This window comes from Rhodococcus sp. ZPP (assembly GCF_017656075.1).
In the GTDB taxonomy this organism is placed as follows: Bacteria; Actinomycetota; Actinomycetes; order Mycobacteriales; family Mycobacteriaceae; genus Rhodococcus_F; species Rhodococcus_F oxybenzonivorans.
Map to the genome: position 1 here is coordinate 6196988 of NZ_CP058638.1, position 25927 is coordinate 6222914.

Sequence of the window (25927 nt, forward strand, 5' to 3'; positions counted from 1 at the left end):
ATATACCTGTTCCCGAGTCGCCCACCGCACCATCGAAGGAAATTGACATGTCGAAGACCAACATTCTCGTACTCGTCGGCAGCCTGCGCGCCGCGTCGGTCAACCGCCAGCTCGCCGAGACGGCAGTCTCGGTTTCTCCGGCAGGGACCGACGTCACCGTGTTCGAAGGGCTCGGTGAGGTGCCCTTCTACAACGAGGACATCGACGTCGCAGGTTCGCTCCCCGCCGTCGAGGCGTTGCGTGACGCCGCCGGCCGCGCCGATGCGCTTCTCATCCTCACCCCCGAGTACAACGGCACGATTCCCGCCGTGCTCAAGAACGCCATCGACTGGATCTCCCGTCCGTACGGAACCGGCGCCGTCAAGGACAAGCCGGTCGCCGTCATCAGCGCGTCCCCCAGCGGCAACGGCGCACAGTGGGCCCACGAAGACACCCGCAAGGCCGTCCGTATCGCCGGCGGCAAGGTGCTCGAGGACGTCACGCTCGCCATCGGCGGCACGATCGACAAGTTCGGTGACCGCCACCCGCGGGAGAACGCCGAGGTCGCACAGCAGGTCGCCGATGTCGTGACCAGCCTCGTGGACGCCACCAAGCAGCTCGTCGACGCCTGAGTCGCTCGCGGGACCGCCGTCGCTACAGCCCGGATCTCTCGAGGGCTGCGTCGACGGCGTCCCGCACCGCGTCGAAGTCTTCACCGGCCGCCAGGGCAGAGTCCCTGGCGGCTTCTATCTGCTCACGGACCGTCTCGTAGCGCGCGACCCATTCCTCCTTGTTTGCGCGCCAATAACCCATGACGTCATATCGATTCGCCGGCCAGCCCAATTCGTGGCGCAGCCGGTGGCGTACGTCTCGGGATGTACGCGCTTCGCCCGCGAACCACACGTATCCCGGCTCGGAGGGTCGCGGCCAGGTGCGTGCAGCCTCCGCCAGCCTGCTGCGTCCGGTGCCGTTGCCGCTGCCGTGCAACCAGCTGACCGTCACGTCGGCCTCGGTGGTGAACTGCTGCCGATCCTCGGCGGCCGTGATCTCGGCGATCACGTGCACGTGCGCCGAACCGGGCAATTCCTCCACGATCCGGCCGACGGCAGGTAAACCGGTCATGTCCGCGACGAGAAGTTGCCATGCCGTATCGCTGGGCGGTGAATACCAGCCGGCGGCGGCCGAGAACCCCAGAACCTCGCCGGGCGACGCCTGTAGCGCCCACCGAATCGCAGCGCCGCCCGCGTGGACGGCGAAATCGATGTCCATCTCGCAGGCCGACGGGTCCCAGCGGCGGACGGTGAAGCTCCTCTGGTCCGCACCACCGGGCGGAAATGCGAGCAATACGCGCTCGTCGGGCACGCCACTCGATTCGAATTCCGTCAGATCACCACCCGACAGGGTGATCCTCTGCATGTTCGGCGTCACCCGCTCCGTGCGGACGACGGGCGCCCAGCGGTCGGGTTGCTCGGAGGAGTGCACGGGCATCCGGTCACGGTACCGGGAGGCAGGCAGTTACCGGCCGGCAAGCAGCGGTGGAGGCGGGGCGCCAGGTGCACGCGGCGGCGGGGGAGTCGGGTCTCGGCCGAAGGCCGCCGTCCGCCGACCGGGTCGAGTGGAATCCGGTTGAAATGAGGGCCGCTACAGTCCACTGCTCGGGGTGCGCTGGGGAATGCTGGAGCCTGCTCACAGGTGACGTAGGCTCCTCGAGCCTCGGGTGTACGAACCTTGCCGGCGGGAGCGTTCCGAGGCTCGCCGAAAAAGTGATGCGCGACACGCCGACGGGATGACGAAATTTGCCGTCCAGCGGAAGTCGACCAGGGAATTTCATCGATGTGACTCACAACATCTCGGGTTAAGTGTTTCTGTCGGCCACTAGGTGTAGTGTCTTGAGCACTGAGAGACCACTACGGGAATCGGCTCGGTGAACCCCTCCGCTGGGGTGACCGTCCTCTCGATCAGGGGAGATCTCGGGTGCTGAACACACACTTCGTCAGCTCCATTTTCGGCAGTGGAAAGAGGGACTTCATGAGCATCACCGTCTACACCAAGCCCGCTTGCGTTCAGTGCAATGCCACCTACCGGGCCCTCGACAAGGAGGGTATCGACTACGCCGTCGTCGACATCACCGAAGACGCCGAAGCCCGGGACTACGTGATGGCGCTGGGATACCTGCAGGCGCCTGTGGTCGTAGCCGGTGACGAGCACTGGTCGGGCTTCCGGCCCGATCGCATCAAGACCCTCTCGGCAAATGCTGCTTGAAGCGACACGATCGCACCCTCCGCGAGCGAGAGCGAACCGATTCCGGAGCAGCACTGACCGACAGTTCCACTCGAGATGGTGAGTACCGATGACTTCGCTGGTGTACTTCTCCAGCGCCTCGGAGAACACGCACCGATTCGTTCAGCGGCTCGGGGTGCCTGCGACGCGCATACCCATCCACGACCGCGACGGCACCTTCGAGGTGCACGAGCCCTACGTCTTGATCCTCCCCACGTACGGCGGCGGGACCACTGCGATGGGCAGGGACACCAGTTACGTTCCGAAGCCCGTCATCCGATTTCTCAACAATCCACACAACAGGTCGCTGATCCGAGCCGTGATCGCGGCGGGAAACACCAATTTCGGTGAGTCCTATTGCTTTGCAGGAAACATCATTTCTCAGAAGTGTCACGTTCCCTACCTCTACCGCTTCGAACTCATGGGCACAGCCGAGGACGTCGAACGGGTGAAGGTCGGTCTGGGTGAATTCTGGGAACACTTAGACGACAAGGAGCAGGAGCTGTGGCGCCGACCATCACAGACACCATCGATGCGGGGAGCGTAGAGCGTGACGCGCGCGGTGGGGACTCGACGAACGGTCTCGACTACCACGCGCTCAACGCGATGCTCAACTTGTACGGGCCGAACGGCGAAATCCAGTTCGACAAGGATGTCGCCGCGGCCCGCCAGTACTTCCTGCAGCATGTCAACCAGAACACGGTGTTCTTCCACAACCTCGACGAGAAGCTCGATTATCTCGTCGAGGAGAATTACTACGAGCCCGAGGTGCTCGACCAGTACTCGCGTGCCTTCGTGAAGTTTCTGATCGACCACGCGTATTCCAAGAAGTTCCGCTTCCCGACCTTCCTGGGCGCCTTCAAGTACTACACCTCGTACACGCTCAAGACGTTCGACGGAAAGCGCTACCTCGAGCGGTTCGAGGACCGAGTGTGCATGGTGGCGCTCACCCTTGCAGCAGGTGACGAGGACCTGGCCACCAAGCTGGTCGACGAGATCATCGCCGGACGCTTCCAGCCCGCCACCCCCACGTTCCTCAACTCCGGCAAGAAGCAGCGCGGTGAACCCGTCTCCTGCTTCCTCCTCCGCATCGAGGACAACATGGAGTCGATCGGCCGCTCGATCAACTCCGCCCTGCAGCTGTCCAAGCGCGGCGGCGGAGTCGCGTTGCTGCTCACCAATGTTCGTGAACACGGCGCCCCGATCAAGCGAATCGAGAACCAGAGCTCGGGTGTCATCCCCATCATGAAGCTCCTCGAAGACTCCTTCTCCTACGCCAACCAGCTCGGGGCGCGTCAGGGTGCGGGCGCGGTGTACCTGCACGCCCACCATCCGGACATCTACCGGTTCCTCGACACCAAGCGTGAGAACGCCGACGAGAAGATCCGCATCAAGACGCTGTCCCTCGGCGTGGTCATCCCGGACATCACCTTCGAGCTGGCGAAGAAGAACGAGGACATGTATTTGTTCTCGCCGTACGACGTCGAACGCATCTACGGCGTTCCGTTCGCGGACATCAACGTCACCGAGAAGTACTACGAAATGGTCGACGACAAGCGGATCCGGAAGTCGAAGATCAAGGCGCGCGAGTTCTTCCAGACCATCGCGGAGCTGCAGTTCGAGTCGGGCTACCCGTACATCATGTTCGAGGACACGGTGAACCGGGCCAACCCCATCGAAGGCAAGATCACGCACTCCAACCTGTGCTCCGAAATCCTGCAGGTGTCGACGCCGTCGCTGTTCAACGACGACCTCTCGTACAGCAAGGTGGGCAAGGACATCTCTTGCAACCTCGGGTCGCTGAACATTGCCAAGACGATGGACTCGCCGGACTTCGCGCGGACCATCGAGGTGGCGATTCGCGGACTGACCGCGGTGTCCGATCAGACGCACATCTACTCGGTGCCGTCGATCGAGGAGGGCAACAACGACTCTCACGCCATCGGGCTCGGCCAGATGAATCTGCACGGGTACCTGGCGCGCGAGCGGATCTACTACGGCTCCGACGAGGGCATCGACTTCACGAACATCTACTTCTACACCGTGGTGTTCCATGCGCTGCAGGCGTCCAACCGGATTGCCATCGAGCGGGGAACGTACTTCAAGGGCTTCCCGCAGTCGCAGTACGCGTCCGGCGAGTACTTCGACAAGTACACCGATCAGGTGTGGGAGCCGAAGACGGACAAGGTGCGTCAACTCTTCGCCGACTCCGGTGTGCACATCCCCACCCAGGACGACTGGCGTGAGCTGAAGGCGTCGGTGCAGAAGCACGGCATCTACAACCAGAACCTCCAGGCCGTCCCGCCCACCGGGTCGATCTCCTACATCAACTACTCCACCAGCTCCATTCACCCGGTGGCGTCGAAGATCGAGATCCGCAAAGAAGGCAAGATCGGCCGCGTCTACTACCCGGCGCCATACTTGACCAACGACAACCTGGAGTACTACCAAGACGCGTACGAGATCGGCTACGAGAAGATCATCGACACCTACGCCGCGGCCACCCAGCACGTGGACCAGGGGTTGTCGCTGACGTTGTTCTTCAAGGACACCGCCACCACCCGCGACATCAACAAGGCGCAGATCTACGCGTGGCGCAAGGGGATCAAGACGCTGTACTACATCCGTCTGCGTCAGATGGCCCTCGAAGGCACCGAGGTCGAAGGTTGCGTTTCCTGCATGCTGTAGGCGGCTCCGCCGCCCGTGAGTACTTATTAACCGGCGGCGGTTAATAAGTACTCACAGCCGAACGAAGTGAGGATTCAATGGTCAAGCTGGTGAGTCGCGTATCCGCGATCAACTGGAACCGCGTCCAGGACGAGAAGGACGCCGAGGTGTGGGACCGCCTCGTCGGCAACTTCTGGCTGCCCGAAAAGGTCCCGGTGTCCAACGACATTCCGTCGTGGGGCACGCTCACGGCGCAGGAGAAGCAGCTCACGATGCGGGTGTTCACGGGGCTGACGCTCCTCGACACCATTCAGGGCACCGTGGGTGCGGTCAGCCTCATCCCCGATGCGATCACCCCGCACGAGGAGGCGGTGTACACCAACATCGCGTTCATGGAGTCGGTGCACGCCAAGAGCTACAGCTCGATCTTCTCGACGCTGTGCTCCACCCGCGACATCGACGACGCCTTCCGCTGGTCCGAGGAGAACCCGAACCTGCAGCGCAAGGCCGAGATCGTCATGGACTACTACCAGGGCGACGAGCCGCTCAAGCGCAAGGTGGCGTCCACCCTGCTCGAGAGCTTCCTGTTCTACTCGGGCTTCTACCTGCCGATGTACTGGTCGTCGCGCGCCAAGCTCACCAACACCGCCGACCTCATCCGCCTCATCATCCGTGACGAGGCCGTACACGGGTACTACATCGGCTACAAGTACCAGAAGGGTCTCGAGCAGCTCACCGAGGCCGAGCGCGACGACCTCAAGAACTACACGTTCGAGCTGCTCTTCGAGCTCTACGACAACGAGGTCGACTACACCCAGGACCTCTACGACGAGGTCGGTCTCACCGAGGACGTCAAGAAGTTCCTGCGGTACAACGCCAACAAAGCGTTGATGAACCTCGGCTACGAGGGTCTGTTCCCGAAGGACGAGACGGACGTCAATCCGGCCATCCTGTCCGCGCTCTCACCCAACGCCGACGAGAACCACGACTTCTTCTCCGGCTCCGGCAGCTCCTACGTCATCGGTAAGGCCGTCAACACCGAAGACGAAGACTGGGATTTTTAAAGCGACCCGCTCGGGATTTCTAACGCCCCGACAGCTTCGCCCAATGCCGCACCGGCGCAGTTCGACTGCACCGGTGCGGCATTGGGCGAACTGCATTCAGCGCTGGAACCACGCCTCCGGCACGTCCTGCAGCGCTTTCTCGAGTCGCAGTCGCGAAGACGGGGTGAGGTCGGACGGCACTGCCTCCGGGGAAAACCATGCCACCTCGAGGTTCTCGTCGTCGGACACCGCCGCGGCTCCGCCGACGTATCGCGCGAGGAAGCACACGTCGAGGTACTGCGCGACATCGCCGTTGGGATAGGTGATGGGTCCGGTCACATCGACGCTGGTGATGCGCTCCAGTTCCGCGTCGACGCCGGTCTCTTCGCGTACTTCCCGGAGCGCCGCGGGCCCGGGTTCCTCACCGGGTTCGAGAACGCCCGACACCACCGCCCACCGGCCGTTGTCGGCGCGGCGGGTCAGCAGTAGCCGCCCGTCGTCGTCGCGGACGACGACGCTCACTCCCGACAACCACAGCGGCGCGTGTCCGACATGCCTGCGTAGTGCAGCCACGAACTCCGGGACGGGCACAAAGTTCTCCTAGCCGGCGTATCCGTTCAGGGTGTTCCGGAGATCGGTCAGCACAGCCCGCGCGGCCACCAGGCCGTTGCCGTTCCAGACCTCGCCCTCGACGGCGAACACGCGGCTGTCGGCGGCGGCCCCGAGGTCTTTCCACGCTTGCCCGGACATGACGTCCTCGGCATGCTCGGTGCCGTCCTTGCCGACGAGGACTGCGTAGATGAGATCGCCTTCGGCGCGGTCGAGTTCGGCATCGTCGATCGATTCGGTCACCGCACCGTCGAGGTTCTGGTAGGCGGGCCTACGGACTCCCGCGTCGGTGAGTACCTGACCGGCGAACGCCGCCGGTCCCTCCACCTCCAGACTGTCGGCGTCGAAACGCACGACGGAGGCCTGGGTTTGTGCGGCGTCGATATCGATGCCGAGTTGCTTCGCGTCCGCCTGGTATCGCTCGAGCGCGGCTGCGGCGGCATCGGCCCGGCCGAGGGCGTTGCCCGCGAGGAGGAACTGCGTTTTCCAGTACACGGGGTCGGAACCGACGAACACGGTGGGCGCGATGGGGGAGAGCTCGCCGTACAGTGCGCCGGTGGCCGGACTCGAACCGAGGATCACATCCGGTGCCGCCTGCGCGATCCGGGCGACGTCCGGTGCGCCGGCCGGCCCGACACTCGGAAGTTCGGAGATGCCCGTGCCGAGGTACCCCGGCTGTGGGGAGTCGCCGTCGCCGCTCGTGGCGGCGCCGACGACGCGTTCCCACAGACCGAGTGCGCATACCGCGTCCAGCGCGGCACTGTCGAGTACCACGATTCGCTGCGGATCGGCGGGCACCTCACTCGTGCCCGTCGTATGGACCACCCGATGCGTCGTCGACCCCGACAGCTCCGGGTCGACTGGTGCGGGCTCCGGGCACGCCGTCGTGGTGTCCCTCTCGATGCCGACCACCGCCGCGCCCGCAATCTTCGTCGTGGTCCGGACTATCGAGGACGCGGGGTCGTCGTCGGCCGGTTGGGAGCAGCCGGCGAGAGCGAAGGCGGCGACACCGGCAACGAGACCGATGGACGCGCGGCGGACGGTCGAAAACCTACGAAGGGACAATGCGGCGACTTCCTGTGTGAGCGGGCGCGTTCAGGTTAGCCGCTGTGCTTGTCGACCTCGAACGTGTCCGACAGGTCGTCGAGAATCAGGTGCGCGCCCTGGATGCTGACGGGCGACATCCAGCGGGCGTCGTCGACGTCGACCTTGCGGCCCTGCAGCGTCTGCCACAGCGGGCTTTCGAGGAAGGGGCGGGCGGCTTCGGCGCTCTTTCCCGCCGGATCCTGCCAGGTGCTGACGAAGATCACGTTGCCGTCGGCCTCGCTGAGCAACTCCGGACTGATCGACTGCATGATGCTGGTCGGGTCGGCGGGGTCCGGTCCCTGGCTGGCGGGCCGGGCAATGCCCGCATCCTCGAGCACGATGCCGCTGAAGGAGGTGGTGCGATAGAGGCGGGCGGTGGGTTCACCGGCGAATCGGATCACCGATACCACCGGGTTCGACGCCTTGGTGTTGATGGCGGAACCGACGGCCGCGGCGCGCGACTCGTAGGCGGCGATCTTCTCGTTGACGAGCTCTTCCTTGCCGAGCGCCTGACCGACGAGACGGATGTTCTCCTTCCACGTGGGACCGGTCGTCTCGGTGAAGATGGTCGGCGCAATGGCCGACAGCTGTTCGTAGTTCTTCCCGTCGCGAACCTCGGCCGAGATGATGAGGTCCGGCTGCAGTGCGGCGATCTTCTCGAGGCTCGCGGTGCTCACCGTGCCCACCGACTCGGCTTCGGCTGCGTACTCGTCGCGGGTGCTGCCGAGGTAGTCGGGCAGCCCGGGGTCCCGGTAGTCGACATACCCGACGAGCGGCGTCTCGAGGAGGAGTACGGCATCGGTGAAGCTGTTGTCGAGGGCCACGACCCGCTGCGGTGCCGCGGGAATCTCGGTGCTGCCGCGGAAGTGTTCGACCGTGCGGGGGAACTGCGCCGATGCGGCGGCGTCGGACGTGGAGGACGCGTCGTCGCTGCTGGAACAGGACGTGACGGCGACCGCGGCCGCGAGAGCGACGACGGCGGCCACGGCGCGGCGTCGGGAAAGAATGTTCACTTGAAGCTCCTGGTAGAAGTTAGGTGAGCGAAACCTTAGCACCGGAAAAGCCCGAATCCTGGTGGTCTCCCTGTCCCTCCCGCCGACATCCGCGACACGCCGTCTCGGGTGAGAAAGAGCACGCTCCTGCAGACAATCCGCTGGTCGGCGATACCCCCGTGGGCGCTGAGCCGGGGTAAGTACGACAGGAGGTAGGACCGAGTCCGAGGCCGCTCGGGGCACCGTCTACGATTCGATGAGCGCAAGCCAGAGACCGTTCGCCTCGCAGCCCGGGGACGGACGCGCATTCAGGAGGATCAGTGACTGCCGTAGCGCCCCAGCCAGTCCCCGCGATAGCTGCAGCCAGGCCTTACCCGCCGCGGCAGGGACCCAAGGGCTCGTTCATCTTCAAAATGATCACGACCACCGACCCCAAGGTGCTCGGGATCATGTATTTGACGACCTCGATCATCTTCTTCCTCATCGGCGGTCTGATGGCCCTGATGATGCGTGCCGAGCTCGCTGTGCCCGGTATGCAGTTCTTGTCGAACGAGCAGTTCAACCAGCTGTTCACCATGCACGGCACGATCATGCTGCTGCTGTACGCGACCCCGATCGTCTTCGGCTTCGCCAACTACATCCTGCCGCTCCAGATCGGTGCACCCGACGTTGCGTTCCCGCGTCTGAACGCCTTCAGCTACTGGCTGTACCTGTTCGGCGCCATCATCGCGACCGCCGGCTTCATCACTCCGGGCGGCGCGGCCGACTTCGGCTGGACGGCGTACACGCCGCTCACCAGTGCCCTGCACTCCCCGGGTGTCGGTGCCGACCTGTGGATCATGGGCCTCGCGGTCGGTGGCCTCGGCACCATCCTCGGTGGCGTCAACATGATCACCACGGTGATCTGCCTGCGCGCCCCGGGTATGACCATGTTCCGTATGCCGATCTTCACCTGGAACATCTTCATCACCAGCATCCTGATCCTGCTGGCGTTCCCGCTGCTGACGGCCGCGCTGCTGGGTCTGTTCGTCGACCGTCACCTCGGCGGCCACATCTTCGATCCGGCTACCGGCGGTGTTCTGCTGTGGCAGCACCTGTTCTGGTTCTTCGGTCACCCCGAGGTGTACATCATCGCGCTGCCGTTCTTCGGCATCGTCTCGGAAATCTTCCCGGTCTTCAGCCGTAAGCCGATCTTCGGCTACAGCGGTCTGGTGTACGCGACGATCGCGATTGCTGCCCTGTCGATCGCCGTGTGGGCGCACCACATGTACGCCACGGGCGCGGTGCTGCTGCCGTACTTCTCGTTCATGACCTTCCTGATCGCGGTGCCGACGGGTGTGAAGATCTTCAACTGGATCGGCACCATGTGGAAGGGGCAATTGACCTTCGAGTCGCCGATGCTGTTCTCCGTCGGGTTCCTGATCACCTTCCTCTTCGGTGGCCTCTCCGGCGTCATCCTGGCCAGCCCGCCGCTCGACTTCCACGTCACCGACAGCTACTTCGTGGTCGCCCACTTCCACTACGTGGTCTTCGGCACGGTCGTGTTCGCCACCTACGCCGGCATCTACTTCTGGTTCCCGAAGATGACCGGGCGGATGATGGACGAACGCCTCGGCAAGTGGCACTTCTGGACCACGTTCATCGGCTTCCACGGCACGTTCCTGGTGCAGCACTGGCTCGGGGCCGAAGGTATGCCGCGCCGGTACGCCGACTACCTGCCGTCCGACGGGTTCACCATGCTGAACTCGTTCTCGACCATCTTCGCCTTCGTCCTCGGTGCCTCGACGCTCCCGTTCATCTGGAACGTCTTCAAGAGCTACCGGTACGGCGAGGTCGTCACCGTCGACGACCCGTGGGGTTACGGCAACTCGCTCGAGTGGGCCACCACCTGCCCGCCGCCGCGCCACAACTTCACGGAACTGCCGCGCATCCGCTCCGAGCGTCCCGCGTTCGAGCTGCACTACCCGCACATGGTGGAGCGGATGAAGGCAGAAGCGCACGTCGGACCCGGGCACGGCGGCAAGCACGCCAGCACGGTCCTGGAGGAGGAACGCCACGCACCGCTCACCGTGAGAGGTGAAGGCGAACCCGGCACCGACTCCGGCCGCTGATACAGATCGTTGCCGAAAGGCCCCGCCCCACCATCGGGCGGGGCCTTTCCCTTGGCACAATGGGTGCCGGACAAGCTGCGCGAGCACGACGACCTTCCGTGCTTCTGCGCACGTGAGACGAACGGAGTTCTTTCCAGCGTGAGTAACACGAACGGAGTTCGTAGTGGGCGCAGCTGACACGACTGTCCTGGTGACCGTCACGGGGCCCGACCGCCCCGGTGTCACATCGGTGCTCTTCGCGGCGCTCTCCCGCCACGACGTGAGCCTGCTCGATGTGGAACAGGTGGTGATCCGTGGCCGCCTGACCCTCGGCGTGCTCGTGGCGTGCCCGGAGGACGGGGAAGCCCTCCAGGAGGAACTGGAGGAGGCGATGGCCACCGTCGGGATGTCGGTGGATGTCGAGATCGGGGCGGACCCCGGCCGGCAGTCGCTGTCCACGCACGCGGTGGTCATTCTCGGTTCTCCGGTGTCCGCGCGGGCCCTGCGATCGGTCGCTCGTGAGATGGCGAAGCTGAGTGTCAACATCGACTCCATCCGCGGCGTCGCCGATTATCCGGTGACCGGTCTCGAGCTCCTCGTCAGTGCTCCCGCGACGGCGGCGGTGGACAAGCGGCTGCGTACGGTGCTGGCCGAGGTTGCTGTGGCGGAAAGCGTCGACATCGCGGTCGAGCGGGGTGGGCTTGCGCGCCGCGCGAAGCGGCTCATCGTCTTCGACGTCGACTCGACCCTGGTCCAAGGCGAGGTCATCGAGATGCTCGCAGCGCGGGCCGGGGTCGAGGACGAAGTCCGTGCGGTCACCGAATCGGCGATGCGCGGCGAGATCGACTTCACCGAGTCGCTGCACCAGCGGGTCGCGACGCTCGCCGGTCTCGACGCCTCCGTGATCGACGACGTCGCCGAGGGCCTCGAACTGACGCCGGGTGCCCGGACCACCATTCGCACGTTGCGACGCCTCGGATTCCACTGCGGGGTGGTGTCGGGTGGCTTCCGTCAGGTGATCGAGGGGCTCGCTCACGAACTGGAGCTCGACTTCGTTCAAGCCAATACTCTCGAAATTGTGGACGGCAAGCTCACCGGACGAGTCGTGGGTGACATCGTCGACCGGGCCGCAAAGGCCACAGCGCTGCGTAAGTTCGCTGCCCAGGTGGGCGTGCCGATGGAGCAGACGGTCGCGGTCGGTGACGGCGCCAACGACATCGACATGCTCAATGCCGCCGGTCTCGGTATCGCCTTCAACGCGAAGCCGGCGTTGCGTGAGGTCGCCGACACGGCGCTCTCGCATCCCTTCCTCGACGCCGTACTGTTCATCCTCGGCGTCACTCGGGACGAGGTCGAGGCCGCCGACGCCGTGGACGGCGTGGTGAGACGAGTTCCCCTGTCGTGACGGAACCGTGTGCAGCCGCGATCGCCGGCGACGCCGCGCTGTGGGAGGCACGCCACGCGGTCCTCGCGGCCGGTTACGGTGGACGGTCCGATCCCGAGGATCCTGCCCTGGTGCTCGCGATGCCGATCGTCTTGCACATCCCGAAGTCGAACCCGCCTGCGCGTAGTGCGGTGCTGGCGGCGGCCGCGACGGCGTCGGTGGCGCTGTGCCTCGACCCACGGGTCGGCGTCGATGCAGACGGGCAACCGGGCCCCTGGCGCTCCGACTACCTCGCATGGGTGGGGTCTCGCATCCGCAAGGTGTCGCGCCGGGCTCGCGGTGCCCAGTGGCGCGCCGCGCAGGATGTGGACGGCATCACCGTTGAGGTCGACGGCGCCGAGGCGCGGGCACTCGTCCCCGTCGCGGTCGGTGCGCTCGACCCGCGCATCAAGAAGCTGCAGATCGGCGGAACCGACCTCGAGCACGACGACCCCGGCCCGGCGCCCGGCGGGACACCCGTGCTGTGGATCGACGCGACCCTGGACATGACCGTCGGGAAGGCCGCCGCACAAGTGGGCCACGCGTCGATGCTGCTCGCGGGAGCGATGAGCGTCGAAGCTGCGAGGCACTGGGCGGATACGGGTTACCGCTGCGCCGTCCGTGACGCCGATGCGGCGAGGTGGACGGCGTTGCGCGAGCTCGAGTCCGCGGGGCGTGCGGTCGCGGTGCGCGATGCCGGTTTCACCGAGGTGGCTCCCGGATCCGTGACGGTGATCGCCGCCCTGTGAGCCGCGGCGGGTCCAGTGCCCGCGGCTTGGCTATGGGGCGCCGGGAACAATCGGGGAACACTGGCCCCCATGCTCGCTCGACGTGTGATCACGCTCTTCGCCGGACTCTGGTTGTACGGCTTCTCGATGGCCATGATGATCACCGCCGGCCTCGGCCTCGATCCGTGGGATGTATTCCATCAGGGCGTCGCGGGCCGTACGTCGCTCAGTTTCGGTGCCGTGACCGCCCTCACCGGTGCCGGTGTTCTGCTGCTCTGGATTCCCCTGCGTCAGAAGCCGGGATTCGGCACGATCGCCAACGTTGTGGTCATCGCGGTGTCCGTGGACACTTCACTGGTGTTTCTCCGGCCCGTCGGGTCGCCGGCCGTGCAGGTGGCGATGATGGTCGGTGGTGTCGTGCTCAACGCTCTGGCGACCGTGCTGTACATCGGTGCCGGTATGGGTACGGGACCGCGGGACGGACTGATGACCGGTTTGGTTCGACGAACCGGATTGTCCGTGCGCCTCATTCGGACGTCGATCGAAGTTGCGGTGCTGGTGACCGGGTGGCTGCTCGGCGGCACCGTGGGAGTGGGGACCGTGGTCTACGCACTGGGGATCGGTCCGCTGATCCAGTTGATGATGCGCGCCGGCGGTCTCTATCCGACCGCTCGGAAGACGAGCAGTCCGGGTCCGGACAGTCTGATCGTCGAGTCTCCCGAAATGGGGCCACCCGGTTCCGGCGCGCCGTCAGGGGAGTTGGAATCGAATTCGGCGAGCAGGATTCCGTAGAACCAGTCGGGGCTGCCCAATGCCACCTCGACCGGTCCGCCGGAGTGGAAGACGAGGAGCCAATTGTCGTCGGTGAGCTGAAATCCGTCCTCGGTGTGGGATCGGATGTCGGATCCGTCGATCCATGCCTGCAGGGTGCGGCGTGAGTCGTCGTGCCACGCATCGTCGTCCATCTCCGCACCGTCGGCACCGAACCACACGAGGTCCGGGTGACCGGTGGGAGTATGCCGTCCTTCGAAGAATTCCGGTTGCCGCAGTGCGGGGGACGCGCGGCGCAGATCGAGAGCGCGCGTGACGAACGCGGTGAGCGTCCGGTCACCGGTGCTCCAGTCGAGCGCCCAGGAATCCTCGCGAGCAGTGTCGGCGGGGACACAGTACGCGTTGTTGTTCCCGCCCAGCGAATGGCCGAATTCGTCGCCTGCCGTGAACATCGGGGTGCCCGTGGAGAGGGCGAGGGTGGCCAGCAGAGCGCGGACATGACGCTTGCGGGCGTCGGTGATCGACGGGTCGTCCGTGGGGCCTTCCACGCCGTGGTTGACGGAGTCGTTGTGGTCGGCGCCGTCCCGGTTGTCCTCCCCGTTGGCATCGTTGTGCTTGCGCCGGTACGCGACGAGGTCCGCCGCGGTGAAGCCGTCGTGTGCGGTCACGAAGTTGATGGAGGCCCAGGGCCGGCGACTGTGGAACAGGTCCTCCGAGCCGGCCACTCTGGAGGCCAGTTCGCGAACGCCGGTGTTGCCGTTCCAGAAGCGGCGGACAGTATCGCGGTATCGGTCGTTCCACTCCGACCACTGGGCGCCGAAGTGCCCGACCCGGTATCCATCGGAGGTGGCGTCCCAGGGTTCGGCGATGAGTTTGCAGCGGGACAGAACAGGGTCCGCGGTGATGGCGGAGAACACCGAAGCGCGAGAGTCGAATCGGCCTCCTCCGGGTCGGCCGAGGGCGGAGGCCAGGTCGAAACGGAAGCCGTCGACCCCCATTTCGTTTGCCCAGTACCGAAGGCTGTCGCAGATCATCCGGACGACGATGGGGGAGTGCGCGTCCACCGTGTTGCCGCATCCGGTGAGGTCGACGTCGCGGCCGTCGGCATCGAGAAGGTAGTAACCCGGGGCGTCGAGACCACGCCAGCTGAGGCTGATCCCGTCGACGCCCTCTTCGCACGTGTGGTTGTAGACGACGTCGAGGATCACCTCGATTCCGGCAGCGTGCAGGGCGTCGACCATGGTGTGGAATTCGGCGATCTCCTCGCCGGCCACTGCCGCGTAGCCGGGATGGGGCGCGAAAAACGACGCTGTCGAATAGCCCCAGTGGTTACGCATTCCCCGTTCACGCACCGTCTGTTCGGTCAGGTGTGCATGTACCGGAAGTAGCTCGACCGCGGTCACCCCGAGTCGAACGAGGTGACCGATGACGGCGGGCTCTGCCAGCCCCAGATACGTGCCGCGGTACTGGGGAGGGACGCCCCGATGTCGGGCGGTGTACGCGCCGAGGTGCAGTTCGTAGAGGACGGTTTCCTCCCAGGGCCTTTCGATCCTGGGACCGGTGGTCCGGGGGACGGCGGGCGTGACCACGGACAGCGGCGCGTGGCCGAGGCTGTCGAGCGGCGAAGGTTCGCCGAACGGGTCTCCGGCATGCGAGATGAGGGCACGGTGGTCGCCGGTCCCGCCGGTAATGCGTTTCGCCCACGGATCTACGAGGAGTTTGGCCGGGTTCATCCGGACTCCCGCGCGCGGGTTCCACTCTCCGTGCACCCGGTAGCCGTAGCGCTGGCCGGGACCGACGCCGTCGACCACCCCGTGCCAGATTCCGTAGGTCCGCTGCACGAGGTCGATTCGTGTCTCCGCACCGTCCGGAGAAATCAGGCACACCTGTACCAGGTCCGCGTCCGGAGCGTGGACCGAGAACTGGGTGCCGGTGCCTCGCACGTGTGCTCCCAGGGGAAACGGCGATCCGGGCAGGCGCAGGCTCGGCGGGAACGACGCTCTCTCGCCGGCACGTGAATCGATGTGAGACGACACGTAACTGATCCTGCCGCGAATGCGCCGAAGATGTGCGGGAAGATGGATCCGTGCCTCAACCTGATCCTGATCTCCTCATCGATTTCGACGACGTCCTCCTCCGGCGCGGGGGTAACACTCTCGTGGGGCCGGTGTCCTGGAAAGTGGAGCTCGACGAGCGATGGGTGGTCCTCGGCCCGAACGGAGCCGGCAAGACGTCGTTGCTCCGCATCGCGGCTGCCGAACTGCATCCGACGAGCGGTAGCGCACACCTTCTGGGGGAACGGCTCGGGCGAGTCGACATCAACGAGCTACGACCGCGAATCGGGCTGTCGTCGTCGGCGCTGGCGAACCGGGTGCCTGCCGAGGAGGTGGTGAGCGATCTCGTCGTGTCCGCCGGCTACGCCGTACTCGGTCGCTGGCGGGAGCGGTACGAAGACATGGATACCGAGCGGGCGGTCGAGATGCTCGAAAGTCTCGGGGCCGAGCACCTGGCCCATCGCAGCTACGGCACCCTGTCCGAGGGGGAACGCAAGCGCGTGCTCATCGCCCGTGCGCTGATGACCGACCCCGAACTTCTCCTCCTCGACGAACCCGCCGCCGGACTCGACCTCGGCGGGCGAGAGGAACTCGTCGCGCGACTGACCGACCTGGCCGCAGATCCCGACGCTCCCGCAACCGTTCTCATCACCCACCACGTCGAGGAGATCCCACCCGGCTTCACCCACGCGCTGCTCCTGAACGAGGGCCGCGTGGTGTCGCAGGGTCTGCTCGACGACGTGATCACGTCGGAGAACCTCAGTGAGGCCTTCAGCCAGTCCATCAGCCTCGACAAGGTCGATGGACGGTACTTCGCGCGGCGCAGCCGGGTCCCGGGCGCCCACCGGGCGTGAGGGTCGAAACGGGCACCTGTTCCAGTGGGGTGCCGGTGCGACGCACATCACCGGAGGCGTAGGTTCCAAGATCATGGTCTCGAAGCAAGAACAGGCGGCAGTCGACGCCGACGACGTGTCACCGAAGGACGCGTCGACGGTCATCCTGATCAGGGATGCAACACCGGAACTCGCGGGGGGCGGCATCGAGGTATTCCTCCTGCGCCGCGTCAAGGGCATGGCGTTCGCCGGAGGTATGACGGTGTTTCCGGGAGGTGGTGTCGACCCGTCGGATGCCGTGGCGGAGGTGCAGTGGGCCGGACCTCCCGTCGAGTGGTGGGCCGAACGCTTCTCCACCGATCCCGCCCGGGCGAAGGCTCTGGTGTGCGCGGCGGTACGTGAAACTTTCGAGGAATGTGGGGTGCTGCTCGCGGGCGGAAGCACGGACACGGTAGTGGCCGACACGTCGCACTACGCGCACGCGCGCATTGCGCTCGAACGACGTGAACTTTCCTTCGGTGAGTTCCTGGCGCGCGAGGAACTCGTGCTCAGAGCCGACCTCCTGCGCCCCTGGGCGAATTGGATCACGCCGATCGGCGAAGGGCGGCGTTACGACACCCGGTTCTTCGTCGCGGCGGCTCCCGACGGGCAGATCGCGGACGGGGCCACGTCCGAAGCCGAGGAAGTGACCTGGCTGAGCCCCGCGGCGGCCCTGGACGCATGGAAGGGGGGCGGCAGCGTCCTGCTCCCACCCACGTGGAGTCAGCTGACGGCATTGCAGAACTTCGATTCGGTGGCAGAGGTCCTCGCCGCGGAGCCGGAGATCCCGGTGATCCTGCCGACCCTCATCACGGACGAGGAAACGATTCGGGTCGAGTTTCCCGGGCAGGACGGTTATTACGAGGCAGGCCCGCACCCGTGGTCGGTGCGGGGACGGAAGCGGACACCGCCGGGTCGCGCCGAGTCGGCCGAGCGGAGCAAGTAGCCTCTTGCCTCATGGCTGAATTCGTCACTCTCGAGGTTTCCGAAGGCATCGGCACCATTCGACTCGCGCGTCCCCCGATGAATGCACTGAATCGGCAGGTGCAACAGGAGTTGCGGGCCGCCGCACGGGAAGCGACAGTGCACCCCGACGTCAAGGCAGTGATCGTGTACGGCGGAGAGAAGGTGTTCGCCGCAGGCGCCGACGTCAAGGAGATGGCCGAGATGAGCTTCGGCCAGATGACCGATGTCATCACCGATCTGCAATCGGACCTGGCCGCGGTCTCGGAGATTCCCAAGCCGACCGTCGCCGCGATCACGGGGTACGCGCTCGGCGGCGGCCTGGAGGTCGCACTCTCGGCGGACCGGCGGATCGCCGGCGACAACGCCAAGCTCGGTGTCCCCGAGATCCTTCTCGGTATCATTCCCGGTGGTGGCGGCACTCAGCGTCTCGCTCGGCTGATCGGTCCCTCGAAAGCGAAAGACCTGGTGTTCACCGGGCGCTTCGTCAACGCCGACGAGGCGCTGGCGATCGGTCTGGTCGACGAGGTGGTGGCGCCCGACGACGTGTACGAGGCAGCTCGACGATGGGCGTCCCAGTTCACGACGGGCGCCGGCCGCGCGCTGGCCGCGGCGAAAGCCGCCATCGACCAGGGATTGGACGTCGACCTGCACAGCGGACTGGCGGTCGAGCGCCAGCTGTTCGCGTCCCTGTTCGCCACCCAGGACCGCAAGATCGGGATGGAATCGTTCATCGAGAACGGCCCTGGCAAGGCTCAGTTCGCCGGCGAGTAGTCTGAGCCCGGAAAACTAGAACCTGTTCACTCTTACCAGCGAGTAGGATTTGCCGCATGACTGCTAGCGCCCACGACGACCCCGCTCCTCATCCGCACGCCACCGCCGAAGAGGTCGAGGCGGCGCTGAAGGACACCAAACTCGCCCAGGTGCTCTACCACGACTGGGAAGCCGAGACGTACGACGAGAAGTGGTCCATCTCGTACGATGAGCGGTGCATCGACTACGCGCGGGGCCGCTTCGACGCCGTCGCGGGAGATCAGCCCCTTCCGTACGAGCGGGCGCTGGAACTGGGCTGCGGGACCGGCTTCTTCCTTCTCAATCTGATGCAGGGCGGGGTCGCGAAGACCGGTTCGGTGACCGACCTCTCGCCAGGCATGGTCAAGGTGGCATTGCGCAACGCCGAGGGTCTCGGGTTGCCCGTCGACGGTCGTGTCGCCGACGCCGAAACGATTCCGTACGAAGACAACACGTTCGACCTCGTGGTCGGGCACGCTGTGCTACATCACATCCCGGATGTGGAGCAGTCGCTCCGCGAGGTACTGCGGGTGCTGAAGCCCGGTGGGCGCTTCGTGTTCGCCGGCGAGCCCACCACCATCGGCAACTTCTACGCCCGCTGGCTCGGACGCGTCACCTGGGAGACCACGACGCGTGTCACCAAGCTGCCCTTCCTTGCCGATTGGCGTCGCCCGCAGGCGGAACTGGACGAATCCTCCCGCGCTGCGGCACTGGAAGCCGTCGTCGATCTCCACACGTTCGATCCGAGTGATCTCGAGAAGATCGCCGAGTCCGCGGGCGCCGCGCAGGTGCACGCCGCCACCGAGGAATTCGCAGCCGCCCTGCTCGGGTGGCCCGTCCGCACCTTCGAGGCCGCTGTTCCGCCGGAGAAGTTGGGCTGGGGCTGGGGCCGTTTCGCGTTCACCGGATGGAAGACGCTCAGCTGGGTCGACGAGAAGATCCTCCGCCATGTGGTGCCGCGCGGTTTCTTCTACAACGTCATGATCACCGGCGTGAAGCCCGGCAACTGAATTGGGCTATGCGTTCACTCCCGAAGACGTGGAGTTCCTGCAGAGTGCTGCAGGCGCAGCAGCTCTCGCCGAGGTAGACGAACTTGCGTTGACCACGTCGACGCACCTGGCCGATATCGGCCGGGCGCGTTCGCGTTTCGGCTCTCGGGTAGCCATGCTGGTGGAGACGGTGCTGTTGCGGCGCAAGGCCTCGGCCAAGTTGCCCGGCAGCGAGCACTGGCTCTTCACCGATGATGCACTGCAACAGGCGACTCCGCGTGCCGTGGCAGCCCACCGCGCGAGGCGCCTGGCAGAGCGGAACGTTCACGACGTGACCTGCTCGATCGGTGCGGAACTCGCTGCTGTCATCGGGACGGCCGATACGGTGGTCGGCAGCGACATCGATCCCGTCCGGCTGCGCATGGCCCGGCACAATGTGCCCGCTGCGGCGATCGTGCGCGCAGACGCATTGGTGCCGTGTACCCGCGACACCGTCGTGCTCGCAGATCCGGCGCGGCGGTCGGGTGGCAGGCGCACACATGATCCCGCTGCTCTCGAGCCGCCACTACCCGACCTCATCGACGCGTACCGAGGCCGTGATCTCGCGGTGAAATGCGCTCCCGGCCTCGCTTTCGATCGGCTCGACTGGGAAGGCGAGGTCGAGGTCGTGTCCCTCGACGGTGGCGTCCGTGAGGCGTGCCTGTGGTCGGCCGGACTGTCGGGCGCCGGAGTCACTCGCCGGGCAAGCGTCCTCGACTCCGGAGGCGCGGTGTGGACGGTGACGGACGCCGAGGACGACGACATCCCCGAACGCGCGCCGGGGGAGTGGATCGTCGATCCTGACGGGGCTGTTGTCCGGGCGGGTTTGGTGCGGCACTACGCCGCCCGGCACGGACTGTGGCAGCTCGATCCTCGGATCGCTTATCTCACGGGCGATTCGGTTCCCGCGGGCGTGCGGGGCTTTCGAATACTCGAGCAGGTGAAATATTCGGAGAAGTCGCTGCGGCAGGAGCTCGCCCGCCACGACTGCGGTGCGGCGGAGATCCTCGTGCGCGGCGTCGACGTCGATCCGGCCGTGCTGCGTCCCAAGTTGAAGCTCCGCGGAAGCCGCTCACTCAGTGTGGTGATCACGCGGATCGGCCGATCGGGCGTCGCCTTCATCTGCGCTTCGCGCCCGTGAGTACTTATTAACCGCCGGACGTTAATAAGTACTCACGGGGTCAGCGGAGGACGAACAGCTCCCCGAGCAGAGTCGGAGTGAGGACCTCACCCTCAGGGCCGATGGACGTGCCGACGGTGAATCCCTTCGCCCCCGGCAGGGTGTCCTGATCGAGCGTTTCGCCGGTGGAGGTGTCGAACGTGAGCACCGCCAGTCCGTCGACACCCTCGCGGACCACCGAGTAGCCGGTGGATCCGGCCGTCTGGGCGGGGACTCCCAAATGCCGTAGATCCTTGCGCTCCCAAACGAGTTCGGCGTGGTCGCCCTTGTCCTGCAGTGCGAGGAGGTGGCCGTCGAGTCCGCCCGCGGGAATGATCAGACCGTCCGCGGACGTCGACGGGCTACCTGCTGCGGCGTACCCGATGTCGTAACTCCACTTCGGATCACCGGTCGCAGCGTCGATCGCCCACACCGTGCCCCAGTTGTCGTTGATGTAGACGACGGAACCGTCAGCCGACAGATCGGGGCTCGATGCGCTGCCCCCCGGCAGGGTGTCGCTGGACCATTCCTGGCTGATCGTGGGATTGTCGCCGCCGGAGTATTTCATCGCGACGAGGTCGGCCTCGGTCGCGCCGGGCGCATAGAACGTGAAGTAGAACGTGCCGGACGCCAGGTCGATGGCCGGCATGTTGGCCACCGGGCAGTCGGGGGAGCCGAAGAAGCAGCCGCTGAGGCCCTTGTCGTCGGGAAGGATGTCCACGTTCGCGCCGTCGGCGACGGACGGCGGCGGGATGAGGTCGTACGACGCCACCACTTTCTGCCCGGTCTGCGGATCGAGCACGCTGATCTGCCCGAGCTGGGTGATGAACAGGAGGTTGCCGTCGCCTGTGAACTGTGCCGACAGCGGGGTTCCGACCACCGGTGTGCGCCAACGTAACTGGCCGTGTTCGTTGAACGAGTTCATGGCCCCGTTCTCGCCCACGTAGACATTGGCGGCGCCGTCGACCACCGGGGTGGACGCCACGACTCCGGGGGCAAGCTGGCGGCACCAGCGTTTGCGGCCGCTCTCCATCTGGAAGGAGAAGAGATTGCACCCCTTCTCGGTGCGAGCGGTGAGGAAGATCTGGCCGCTTGCCGCCACGGATGCGTAGTTCGCCACCGGCCCACCGAGGGGCCGCGACCACGCGAGTGAGATGTCGCGCGACCCTGTCACCGGACTGGTGTCACTGTTGCGGGCGTCCGCATGCATCCCCGGCCACCCGCCCGCGGAGAAGATGTCGTCGACGTGCGCCCCGCCCCCGCAGCCGCTGAGGACGACAGCCGAGATCGTCGCCAGCGCCAGTACTGACGAACGTAGGACCCGCCGCATTACATCTCCTCAGTTTTCGACAAACGCTCGGCCCAGAGACTATCCCGCCGAGGCACGCACGATCGGCACACCCCGAACGGTGTCGGTGTCCGGACACACCCGCGCACGGCTCCGGCGGGTGAACGTAGGCTGACGGGCTATGACGAGCATGTGGGGCGCACCGTTGCGTACGAGGTGGAAGGGATCCCGGCGGAAGGACAGCGAGCAGGCCCGCTTCCTGACCCTCGACTCGCTGCGCTGGGTGCTGGCGAACAAGGCGTACACCCCGTGGTACCTGGTGCGGTACTACCGGCTGGCCAAGTTCAAGCTCGCCAACCCGCACGTGATCCTGCGGGGCATGGTGTTCCTCGGCAAGCGCGTGGAGATCCACTCGACTCCGGATCTGTCCCGCCTCGAAATCGGTCGCTGGGTCCACATCGGTGACGGCAACGCGATCCGGTGCCACGAGGGGTCGCTGCGCATCGGCGACAAGGTGGTGTTCGGCAAGGACAATGTGGTCAACACGTACCTCGACATCGAGATCGGAGCGTCCACGCTCGTCGCCGACTGGTGCTACATCACCGACTTCGATCACCGCATGGACGACATCAACGTGCCCATCAAGGATCAGGGCATTGTGAAGGGCCCGGTACGCATCGGTCCCGATACCTGGGTGGCCGCGAAGGTCACGGTGCTCCGCAACACCCGGGTGGGACGCGGTTGCGTGCTCGGCGCCCACGCCGTCGTCAAGGGCGACATCCCTGATTTCAGCATCGCAGTGGGATCGCCCGCGAAGGCCGTGAAGAATCGCAGGGCCGAGTGGGAGGCCGGCGCCGAGGAGCGGGCCAAGTACATCGCCGCACTCGAGGACATTGCCCGCAAGAAGGCCGCCCGGGAGGGCTGAGCCGGGTGGCATAGTCGACCCATGGGCGTCTCGGACCGCGAACTCGAGGATCGTATCCGCGAGCTGCTGTATGCGCGGGCGGCGGATTCGAGTATCTGCCCGTCGGACGTGGCCCGCGCGATCGCCCCCGACGAGTGGCGACCTCTCATGGAGCCGGTGCGGCAGGCCGCCCGACGCCTTGTCGCGGCAGGTGAAGTCGAGATCACCCAGAGGGGTGCGGTGGTGGATCCGGACTCGGTGCGCGGTCCGATCCGGATTCGCCGTGTCCGTGAGTGAGGCGAATGTACCGTTCGGCGCGCTGGAGGCGTCCGGCGGTACATTCGCCCTCGCGACTCAGCGTCCGGGTAGGGGGCGCTCGGGAATAACCGGGCGCGCCAAGGGATGTCGCACGCGGCGTTTGGCACCGGCGTAAACGTGTGCCGTGTCCTCGGCCACTGTGTGCCAGTCGAAATCCGCGGTGAGGCGGTCGCGGGCGGCCACTGCTCGTTGCTGCGCCGCCGCGGGATCGTCGAGGACCTCCCGAACCGCGGAGGTGAGTCCCGTGACATCGCCGGGGAGGAAGGACATGCCGGTCACTCCGTCTACGACCGCCTCGCCGAGACCACCGGCAGTAGACGTCACCAGCGGAGTTCCGGAGGCGGCAGCCTCGAGCGCGATGATGCCGAACGGCTCGTAACGGCTGGGCAGCACGATCGCATCGGCGCCGTGGAGCCAGCTCAGCAGTTCGGAGTGGTCGAGATTGCCGAGGAAGTTGACGGCACGGGCAACGCGGTGAGTGCGGGCCTGCTGATAGAGCCAGGTGAACTGGGTGCCCTCACCCGCGATCGACAGCGTGGTCCCCGGGTGACTCCGGCGGATACGGGGAAGCGCGGCGATCGCATCCTGCACCCCCTTCTCGTACTCGAGGCGGCCGACGAACAACAGTTTGGGTGGACCCGATCGCGGCGCGCGCCGACGGAAATTCCACGTGGTCACGTCGATCCCGTTGCGTATCACAGTGATCGGCGGGAGCTGAGGACCGTACAGGGTGGTCACCTCGTCCTGCATCGATGCCGAGCAGGTGATCAGCGCATCGGAGTCGTTGGCCAGCCACCATTCGACCGAATGCACCTGACGGTTGATGCGGCCCGACACCCAGCCGCTGTGGCGGCCGGCTTCGGTGGCGTGCAACGTGGATACCAAAGGCACATCGTAGAATTCGGCGAGTGCGATGGCCGGATGTGCCACCAGCCAGTCGTGGGCATGCACCACGTCGGGCTGCCAGCCTTCTCCGACACCCGGCTTGTGCAGGGCGACGCCGGCCCGCACCATGGCATGCCCCATCGCAAGTGTCCACGCCAGCATGTCCTCGCCGAACACGAAATGCGGCGGATCCTCGGCGACGGCGACGACGAGTACGCCTTCTTCGATGTGGGTGACGGCGGGGTGCGTGGACGCATCGGTTCCCGACGGCCGCCGCGACAGCACCACCACCTCGTGGCCGGCGGCGGCAAGAGCGGTCGCGAGGTGGTGCACGTGGCGGCCGAGGCCGCCCACGACCACCGGCGGGTACTCCCACGACACGATGAGGATCTTCACGAGGCCACTCCCGAGACGCCGACCGCCGATGCTGCGGAACGGGCAGGCAGGCGCCGGGCGTCCAGACAGGGGAACAGGCCGTCGGCCGCGTTCCATCCGGCCGCGAGGCGCGCCGCCGACGCGTCGTTGCCCGCAGCCACCGCGGCCGCGATCTCGCGCATCGCGTGCGCGTGCTTGTGTGCCCGGTCGCGCGCATACTCCGCCGCAGAGTCCTTGCTGACCATGAATGCCCAGTCGCTCGACACCGTCATGAGTGCCTCTCGCAGAATCTGATCGTTGACGCGGTTGCGGAGTTCGGGTCTTCCGGGTGCAGAACCGAGGCTACGGGCTTTGTCGACCGTGTCCAGTGCGGCCGCGACCACCTCCGAGTTGAGTGCCACCAGATCGGACACCTTCTCGCCCGCCCACACCCGCCAGTCCTTGCCGGACCCCCACGACGAGTTCTCCAGGGGGACCGGCGCACCGACGTATCCCTGGGTGCGGGCGTCCTCGAGGGTGCCGACCCGGATTCCCGCCTCGGGGAGAGCGCGCAGCACCTTCTCGAGCCACTCGGGCCCTTCGTGCCACCAGTGCCCGAACAACTCGGTATCGAAGGCCGCAACGACGACCGCTGGGCGCCCGATTCGCTCGGCCTCTCCGCGCAGTCGCCTGCGGACCGTGGAAACGAAGTCGGCGACGTGCCGGTCGACGGCGGCGGACGCCAGTTCCGGGTCGTACGGCGCCTTGTCCGCCGAGTCCACCGTGCGGCCGGTGACCCGGGCGGGCTTCAGTCCGGTGGCATGGTCGTAGGTGTGGAAGTCCCGGTAGGCGCCATGGCCGGGGTAACCCGACTTCGGCGACCACACCCGGTAACTGACCTGCAGGTCGCGGCCGAACGCGACCACGTCGGAGTCTCGGACCGGCCGGCCGAGGGAGGTGTCCCCGCGCAGGGCGGGACCGTCGACCATGAAGTGGGTGACCCCCGCCTCGGCGTAGCCGATCTCCATGCCCGGGGTGTAGGCGCATTCGGGACCCCAGATGCCCGTGGGTGTGGTGTTCCACCTGTTCTTCGCGTCGGCGAGTCCTTCCCTCAAGGAGAATTCGCGCAGTCGTGGCTCGAGCAGCGGCTGGAACGGGTGCGCGAGGGGGCCGCCGAGAAGCTCGAAGGCTTCCCGATCGAGAAGATCGCGTAGGACGGGCGAGCCGCCGTGCCGCCACCGCAGTTCGAAATCGGTGAGGGCATCGGCGGAGGCGCGGTGCTCCCGGGCGCCGAGATCGCGGTGTGCGGCATCGGGCATTCCGGCAGCTTCGTGAGCTCGGATCTGCCAATTCCCCAGCCAGTGATGCATGCCCGACAGGCAGTGCGGATCATCGAGTTGTGCGGCGAGGACCGGGGTGATCCCCAGAGTCAGGAGGTGGGAGCGGCCTTCGTCGGACAGTCGCCGCAACATGGCCGTGAGGGGAAGGTACGACGCGGCCCACGACTGGTACAGCCACTCCTCTCCGACGGGCCAGCGGCCGTGATGGGCGAGCCAGGGCAGGTGCGAGTGCAGAACCAGGCAGAACATGCCCGGCTCCGTGTGGTCGGGCGGGCGCGTCCCGCTTCCCACGCCCCCCATTC

At 66.1% G+C, this 25927-nt stretch carries 23 protein-coding genes and 1 pseudogene; 16 read left to right on the plus strand and 8 right to left on the minus strand.

The annotated features are described in order from the left end of the window. Positions 1 to 47: 47 nt before the first annotated feature. The gene (locus HYG77_RS28540; protein ID WP_109331117.1) at positions 48 to 611 is read left to right on the plus strand and encodes an NAD(P)H-dependent oxidoreductase; all 564 of its coding nucleotides are present in this window, start codon (positions 48 to 50) and stop codon (positions 609 to 611) included. Positions 612 to 633: 22 nt separating this feature from the next. Here the strand turns inward: HYG77_RS28540 and HYG77_RS28545 are convergent, their stop codons facing one another. Beyond that, on the minus strand, positions 634 to 1467 hold the full coding sequence (locus HYG77_RS28545) for a siderophore-interacting protein (protein WP_208961298.1): 834 nt from the start codon (positions 1465 to 1467) through the stop codon (positions 634 to 636). A gap of 540 nt (positions 1468 to 2007) precedes the next feature. Between HYG77_RS28545 and HYG77_RS28550 the strand changes: the two genes are divergently transcribed. From HYG77_RS28550 to nrdF, 4 genes are all read left to right on the plus strand, one after another. Beyond that, positions 2008 to 2241 carry a redoxin NrdH gene (locus HYG77_RS28550; protein WP_109335193.1) on the plus strand — a complete coding sequence of 78 codons (234 nt, stop codon included), beginning with the start codon at positions 2008 to 2010 and terminating at the stop codon, positions 2239 to 2241. Positions 2242 to 2329: 88 nt separating this feature from the next. Then, the gene (gene nrdI, locus HYG77_RS28555; RefSeq protein WP_159926029.1) at positions 2330 to 2806 is read left to right on the plus strand and encodes a class Ib ribonucleoside-diphosphate reductase assembly flavoprotein NrdI; all 477 of its coding nucleotides are present in this window, start codon (positions 2330 to 2332) and stop codon (positions 2804 to 2806) included. Between the two features lie 59 nt (positions 2807 to 2865). Beyond that, positions 2866 to 4947: a class 1b ribonucleoside-diphosphate reductase subunit alpha gene (gene nrdE, locus HYG77_RS28560; protein ID WP_230990246.1), complete on the plus strand. Its 2082-nt coding sequence runs from the start codon at positions 2866 to 2868 to the stop codon at positions 4945 to 4947. 77 nt (positions 4948 to 5024) lie between these two features. Beyond that, positions 5025 to 5990: a class 1b ribonucleoside-diphosphate reductase subunit beta gene (nrdF, locus tag HYG77_RS28565; RefSeq protein WP_015890191.1), complete on the plus strand. Its 966-nt coding sequence runs from the start codon at positions 5025 to 5027 to the stop codon at positions 5988 to 5990. Between the two features lie 96 nt (positions 5991 to 6086). Here nrdF and HYG77_RS28570 read toward each other — a convergent pair whose 3' ends face one another. The 3 genes from HYG77_RS28570 to HYG77_RS28580 are packed head-to-tail and all read right to left on the minus strand — an operon-like array spanning position 6087 to position 8677. Next, positions 6087 to 6560, minus strand: a complete 474-nt coding sequence (locus HYG77_RS28570) for an NUDIX domain-containing protein (RefSeq protein ID WP_208961299.1) — start codon at positions 6558 to 6560, stop codon at positions 6087 to 6089. A 9-nt stretch (positions 6561 to 6569) separates the two neighbouring features. Continuing rightward, positions 6570 to 7643 carry an ABC transporter substrate-binding protein gene (locus tag HYG77_RS28575; protein ID WP_208961300.1) on the minus strand — a complete coding sequence of 358 codons (1074 nt, stop codon included), beginning with the start codon at positions 7641 to 7643 and terminating at the stop codon, positions 6570 to 6572. Between the two features lie 35 nt (positions 7644 to 7678). Then, positions 7679 to 8677 carry an iron-siderophore ABC transporter substrate-binding protein gene (locus HYG77_RS28580; RefSeq protein WP_208961301.1) on the minus strand — a complete coding sequence of 333 codons (999 nt, stop codon included), beginning with the start codon at positions 8675 to 8677 and terminating at the stop codon, positions 7679 to 7681. A gap of 299 nt (positions 8678 to 8976) precedes the next feature. Between HYG77_RS28580 and ctaD the strand changes: the two genes are divergently transcribed. The 4 genes from ctaD to HYG77_RS28600 all read left to right on the plus strand — a co-directional run bounded on the left by ctaD (position 8977) and on the right by HYG77_RS28600 (position 13689). After that, positions 8977 to 10767: a cytochrome c oxidase subunit I gene (gene ctaD, locus HYG77_RS28585; protein WP_208961302.1), complete on the plus strand. Its 1791-nt coding sequence runs from the start codon at positions 8977 to 8979 to the stop codon at positions 10765 to 10767. 163 nt (positions 10768 to 10930) lie between these two features. Beyond that, positions 10931 to 12151: a phosphoserine phosphatase SerB gene (gene serB / locus HYG77_RS28590; RefSeq protein ID WP_109331103.1), complete on the plus strand. Its 1221-nt coding sequence runs from the start codon at positions 10931 to 10933 to the stop codon at positions 12149 to 12151. Next, on the plus strand, positions 12148 to 12918 hold the full coding sequence (locus HYG77_RS28595) for an aminoacyl-tRNA hydrolase (RefSeq protein ID WP_208961303.1): 771 nt from the start codon (positions 12148 to 12150) through the stop codon (positions 12916 to 12918). Before serB ends, HYG77_RS28595 begins: the two co-directional genes overlap by 4 nt. Before the next feature lie 69 nt (positions 12919 to 12987). Next, on the plus strand, positions 12988 to 13689 hold the full coding sequence (locus tag HYG77_RS28600; RefSeq protein ID WP_230989881.1) for a membrane protein: 702 nt from the start codon (positions 12988 to 12990) through the stop codon (positions 13687 to 13689). Between the two features lie 20 nt (positions 13690 to 13709). On the opposite strand, the pseudogene glgX reads toward HYG77_RS28600, so the two are convergent. Further along, positions 13710 to 15704: pseudogene (gene glgX / locus HYG77_RS28605) on the minus strand (glycogen debranching protein GlgX); the annotation flags it as partial. A gap of 50 nt (positions 15705 to 15754) precedes the next feature. Here glgX and HYG77_RS28610 point away from each other — a divergent pair. The 5 genes from HYG77_RS28610 (at position 15755) to HYG77_RS28630 (ending at position 20518) form a co-directional block, all read left to right on the plus strand. Further along, on the plus strand, positions 15755 to 16576 hold the full coding sequence (locus tag HYG77_RS28610; protein ID WP_208961305.1) for an ABC transporter ATP-binding protein: 822 nt from the start codon (positions 15755 to 15757) through the stop codon (positions 16574 to 16576). Between the two features lie 73 nt (positions 16577 to 16649). Continuing rightward, a complete protein-coding gene (locus tag HYG77_RS28615; RefSeq protein ID WP_208961306.1) occupies positions 16650 to 17540 on the plus strand; it encodes an NUDIX hydrolase in 891 nt (296 codons plus the stop codon). Between the two features lie 11 nt (positions 17541 to 17551). After that, complete coding sequence (locus HYG77_RS28620; RefSeq protein WP_208961307.1) at positions 17552 to 18331, plus strand: enoyl-CoA hydratase-related protein; 780 nt, start codon at positions 17552 to 17554, stop codon at positions 18329 to 18331. A 56-nt stretch (positions 18332 to 18387) separates the two neighbouring features. Then, a complete protein-coding gene (locus HYG77_RS28625) occupies positions 18388 to 19359 on the plus strand; it encodes a class I SAM-dependent methyltransferase (protein ID WP_109331093.1) in 972 nt (323 codons plus the stop codon). A gap of 1 nt (position 19360) precedes the next feature. Continuing rightward, positions 19361 to 20518, plus strand: coding sequence for a class I SAM-dependent methyltransferase (locus HYG77_RS28630; protein ID WP_208961308.1), 1158 nt, complete (start codon positions 19361 to 19363; stop codon positions 20516 to 20518). A gap of 40 nt (positions 20519 to 20558) precedes the next feature. On the opposite strand, the gene HYG77_RS28635 is transcribed toward HYG77_RS28630, so the two are convergent. Then, a complete protein-coding gene (locus HYG77_RS28635) occupies positions 20559 to 21866 on the minus strand; it encodes a PQQ-binding-like beta-propeller repeat protein (protein ID WP_109331090.1) in 1308 nt (435 codons plus the stop codon). 139 nt (positions 21867 to 22005) lie between these two features. Here HYG77_RS28635 and HYG77_RS28640 point away from each other — a divergent pair, with 139 nt between their 5' ends. Further along, the gene (locus tag HYG77_RS28640) at positions 22006 to 22749 is read left to right on the plus strand and encodes an acyltransferase (RefSeq protein ID WP_109331088.1); all 744 of its coding nucleotides are present in this window, start codon (positions 22006 to 22008) and stop codon (positions 22747 to 22749) included. Positions 22750 to 22770: 21 nt separating this feature from the next. Then, a complete protein-coding gene (locus HYG77_RS28645; protein WP_208961309.1) occupies positions 22771 to 23025 on the plus strand; it encodes a DUF3253 domain-containing protein in 255 nt (84 codons plus the stop codon). Positions 23026 to 23082: 57 nt separating this feature from the next. On the opposite strand, the gene HYG77_RS28650 is transcribed toward HYG77_RS28645, so the two are convergent. Next, positions 23083 to 24327, minus strand: a complete 1245-nt coding sequence (locus HYG77_RS28650; protein ID WP_208961310.1) for a glycosyltransferase family 4 protein — start codon at positions 24325 to 24327, stop codon at positions 23083 to 23085. Then, positions 24324 to 25925 carry a glycoside hydrolase family 57 protein gene (locus tag HYG77_RS28655; protein ID WP_208963552.1) on the minus strand — a complete coding sequence of 534 codons (1602 nt, stop codon included), beginning with the start codon at positions 25923 to 25925 and terminating at the stop codon, positions 24324 to 24326. Before HYG77_RS28655 ends, HYG77_RS28650 begins: the two co-directional genes overlap by 4 nt. Between the last annotated feature and the right edge of the window lie 2 nt (positions 25926 to 25927).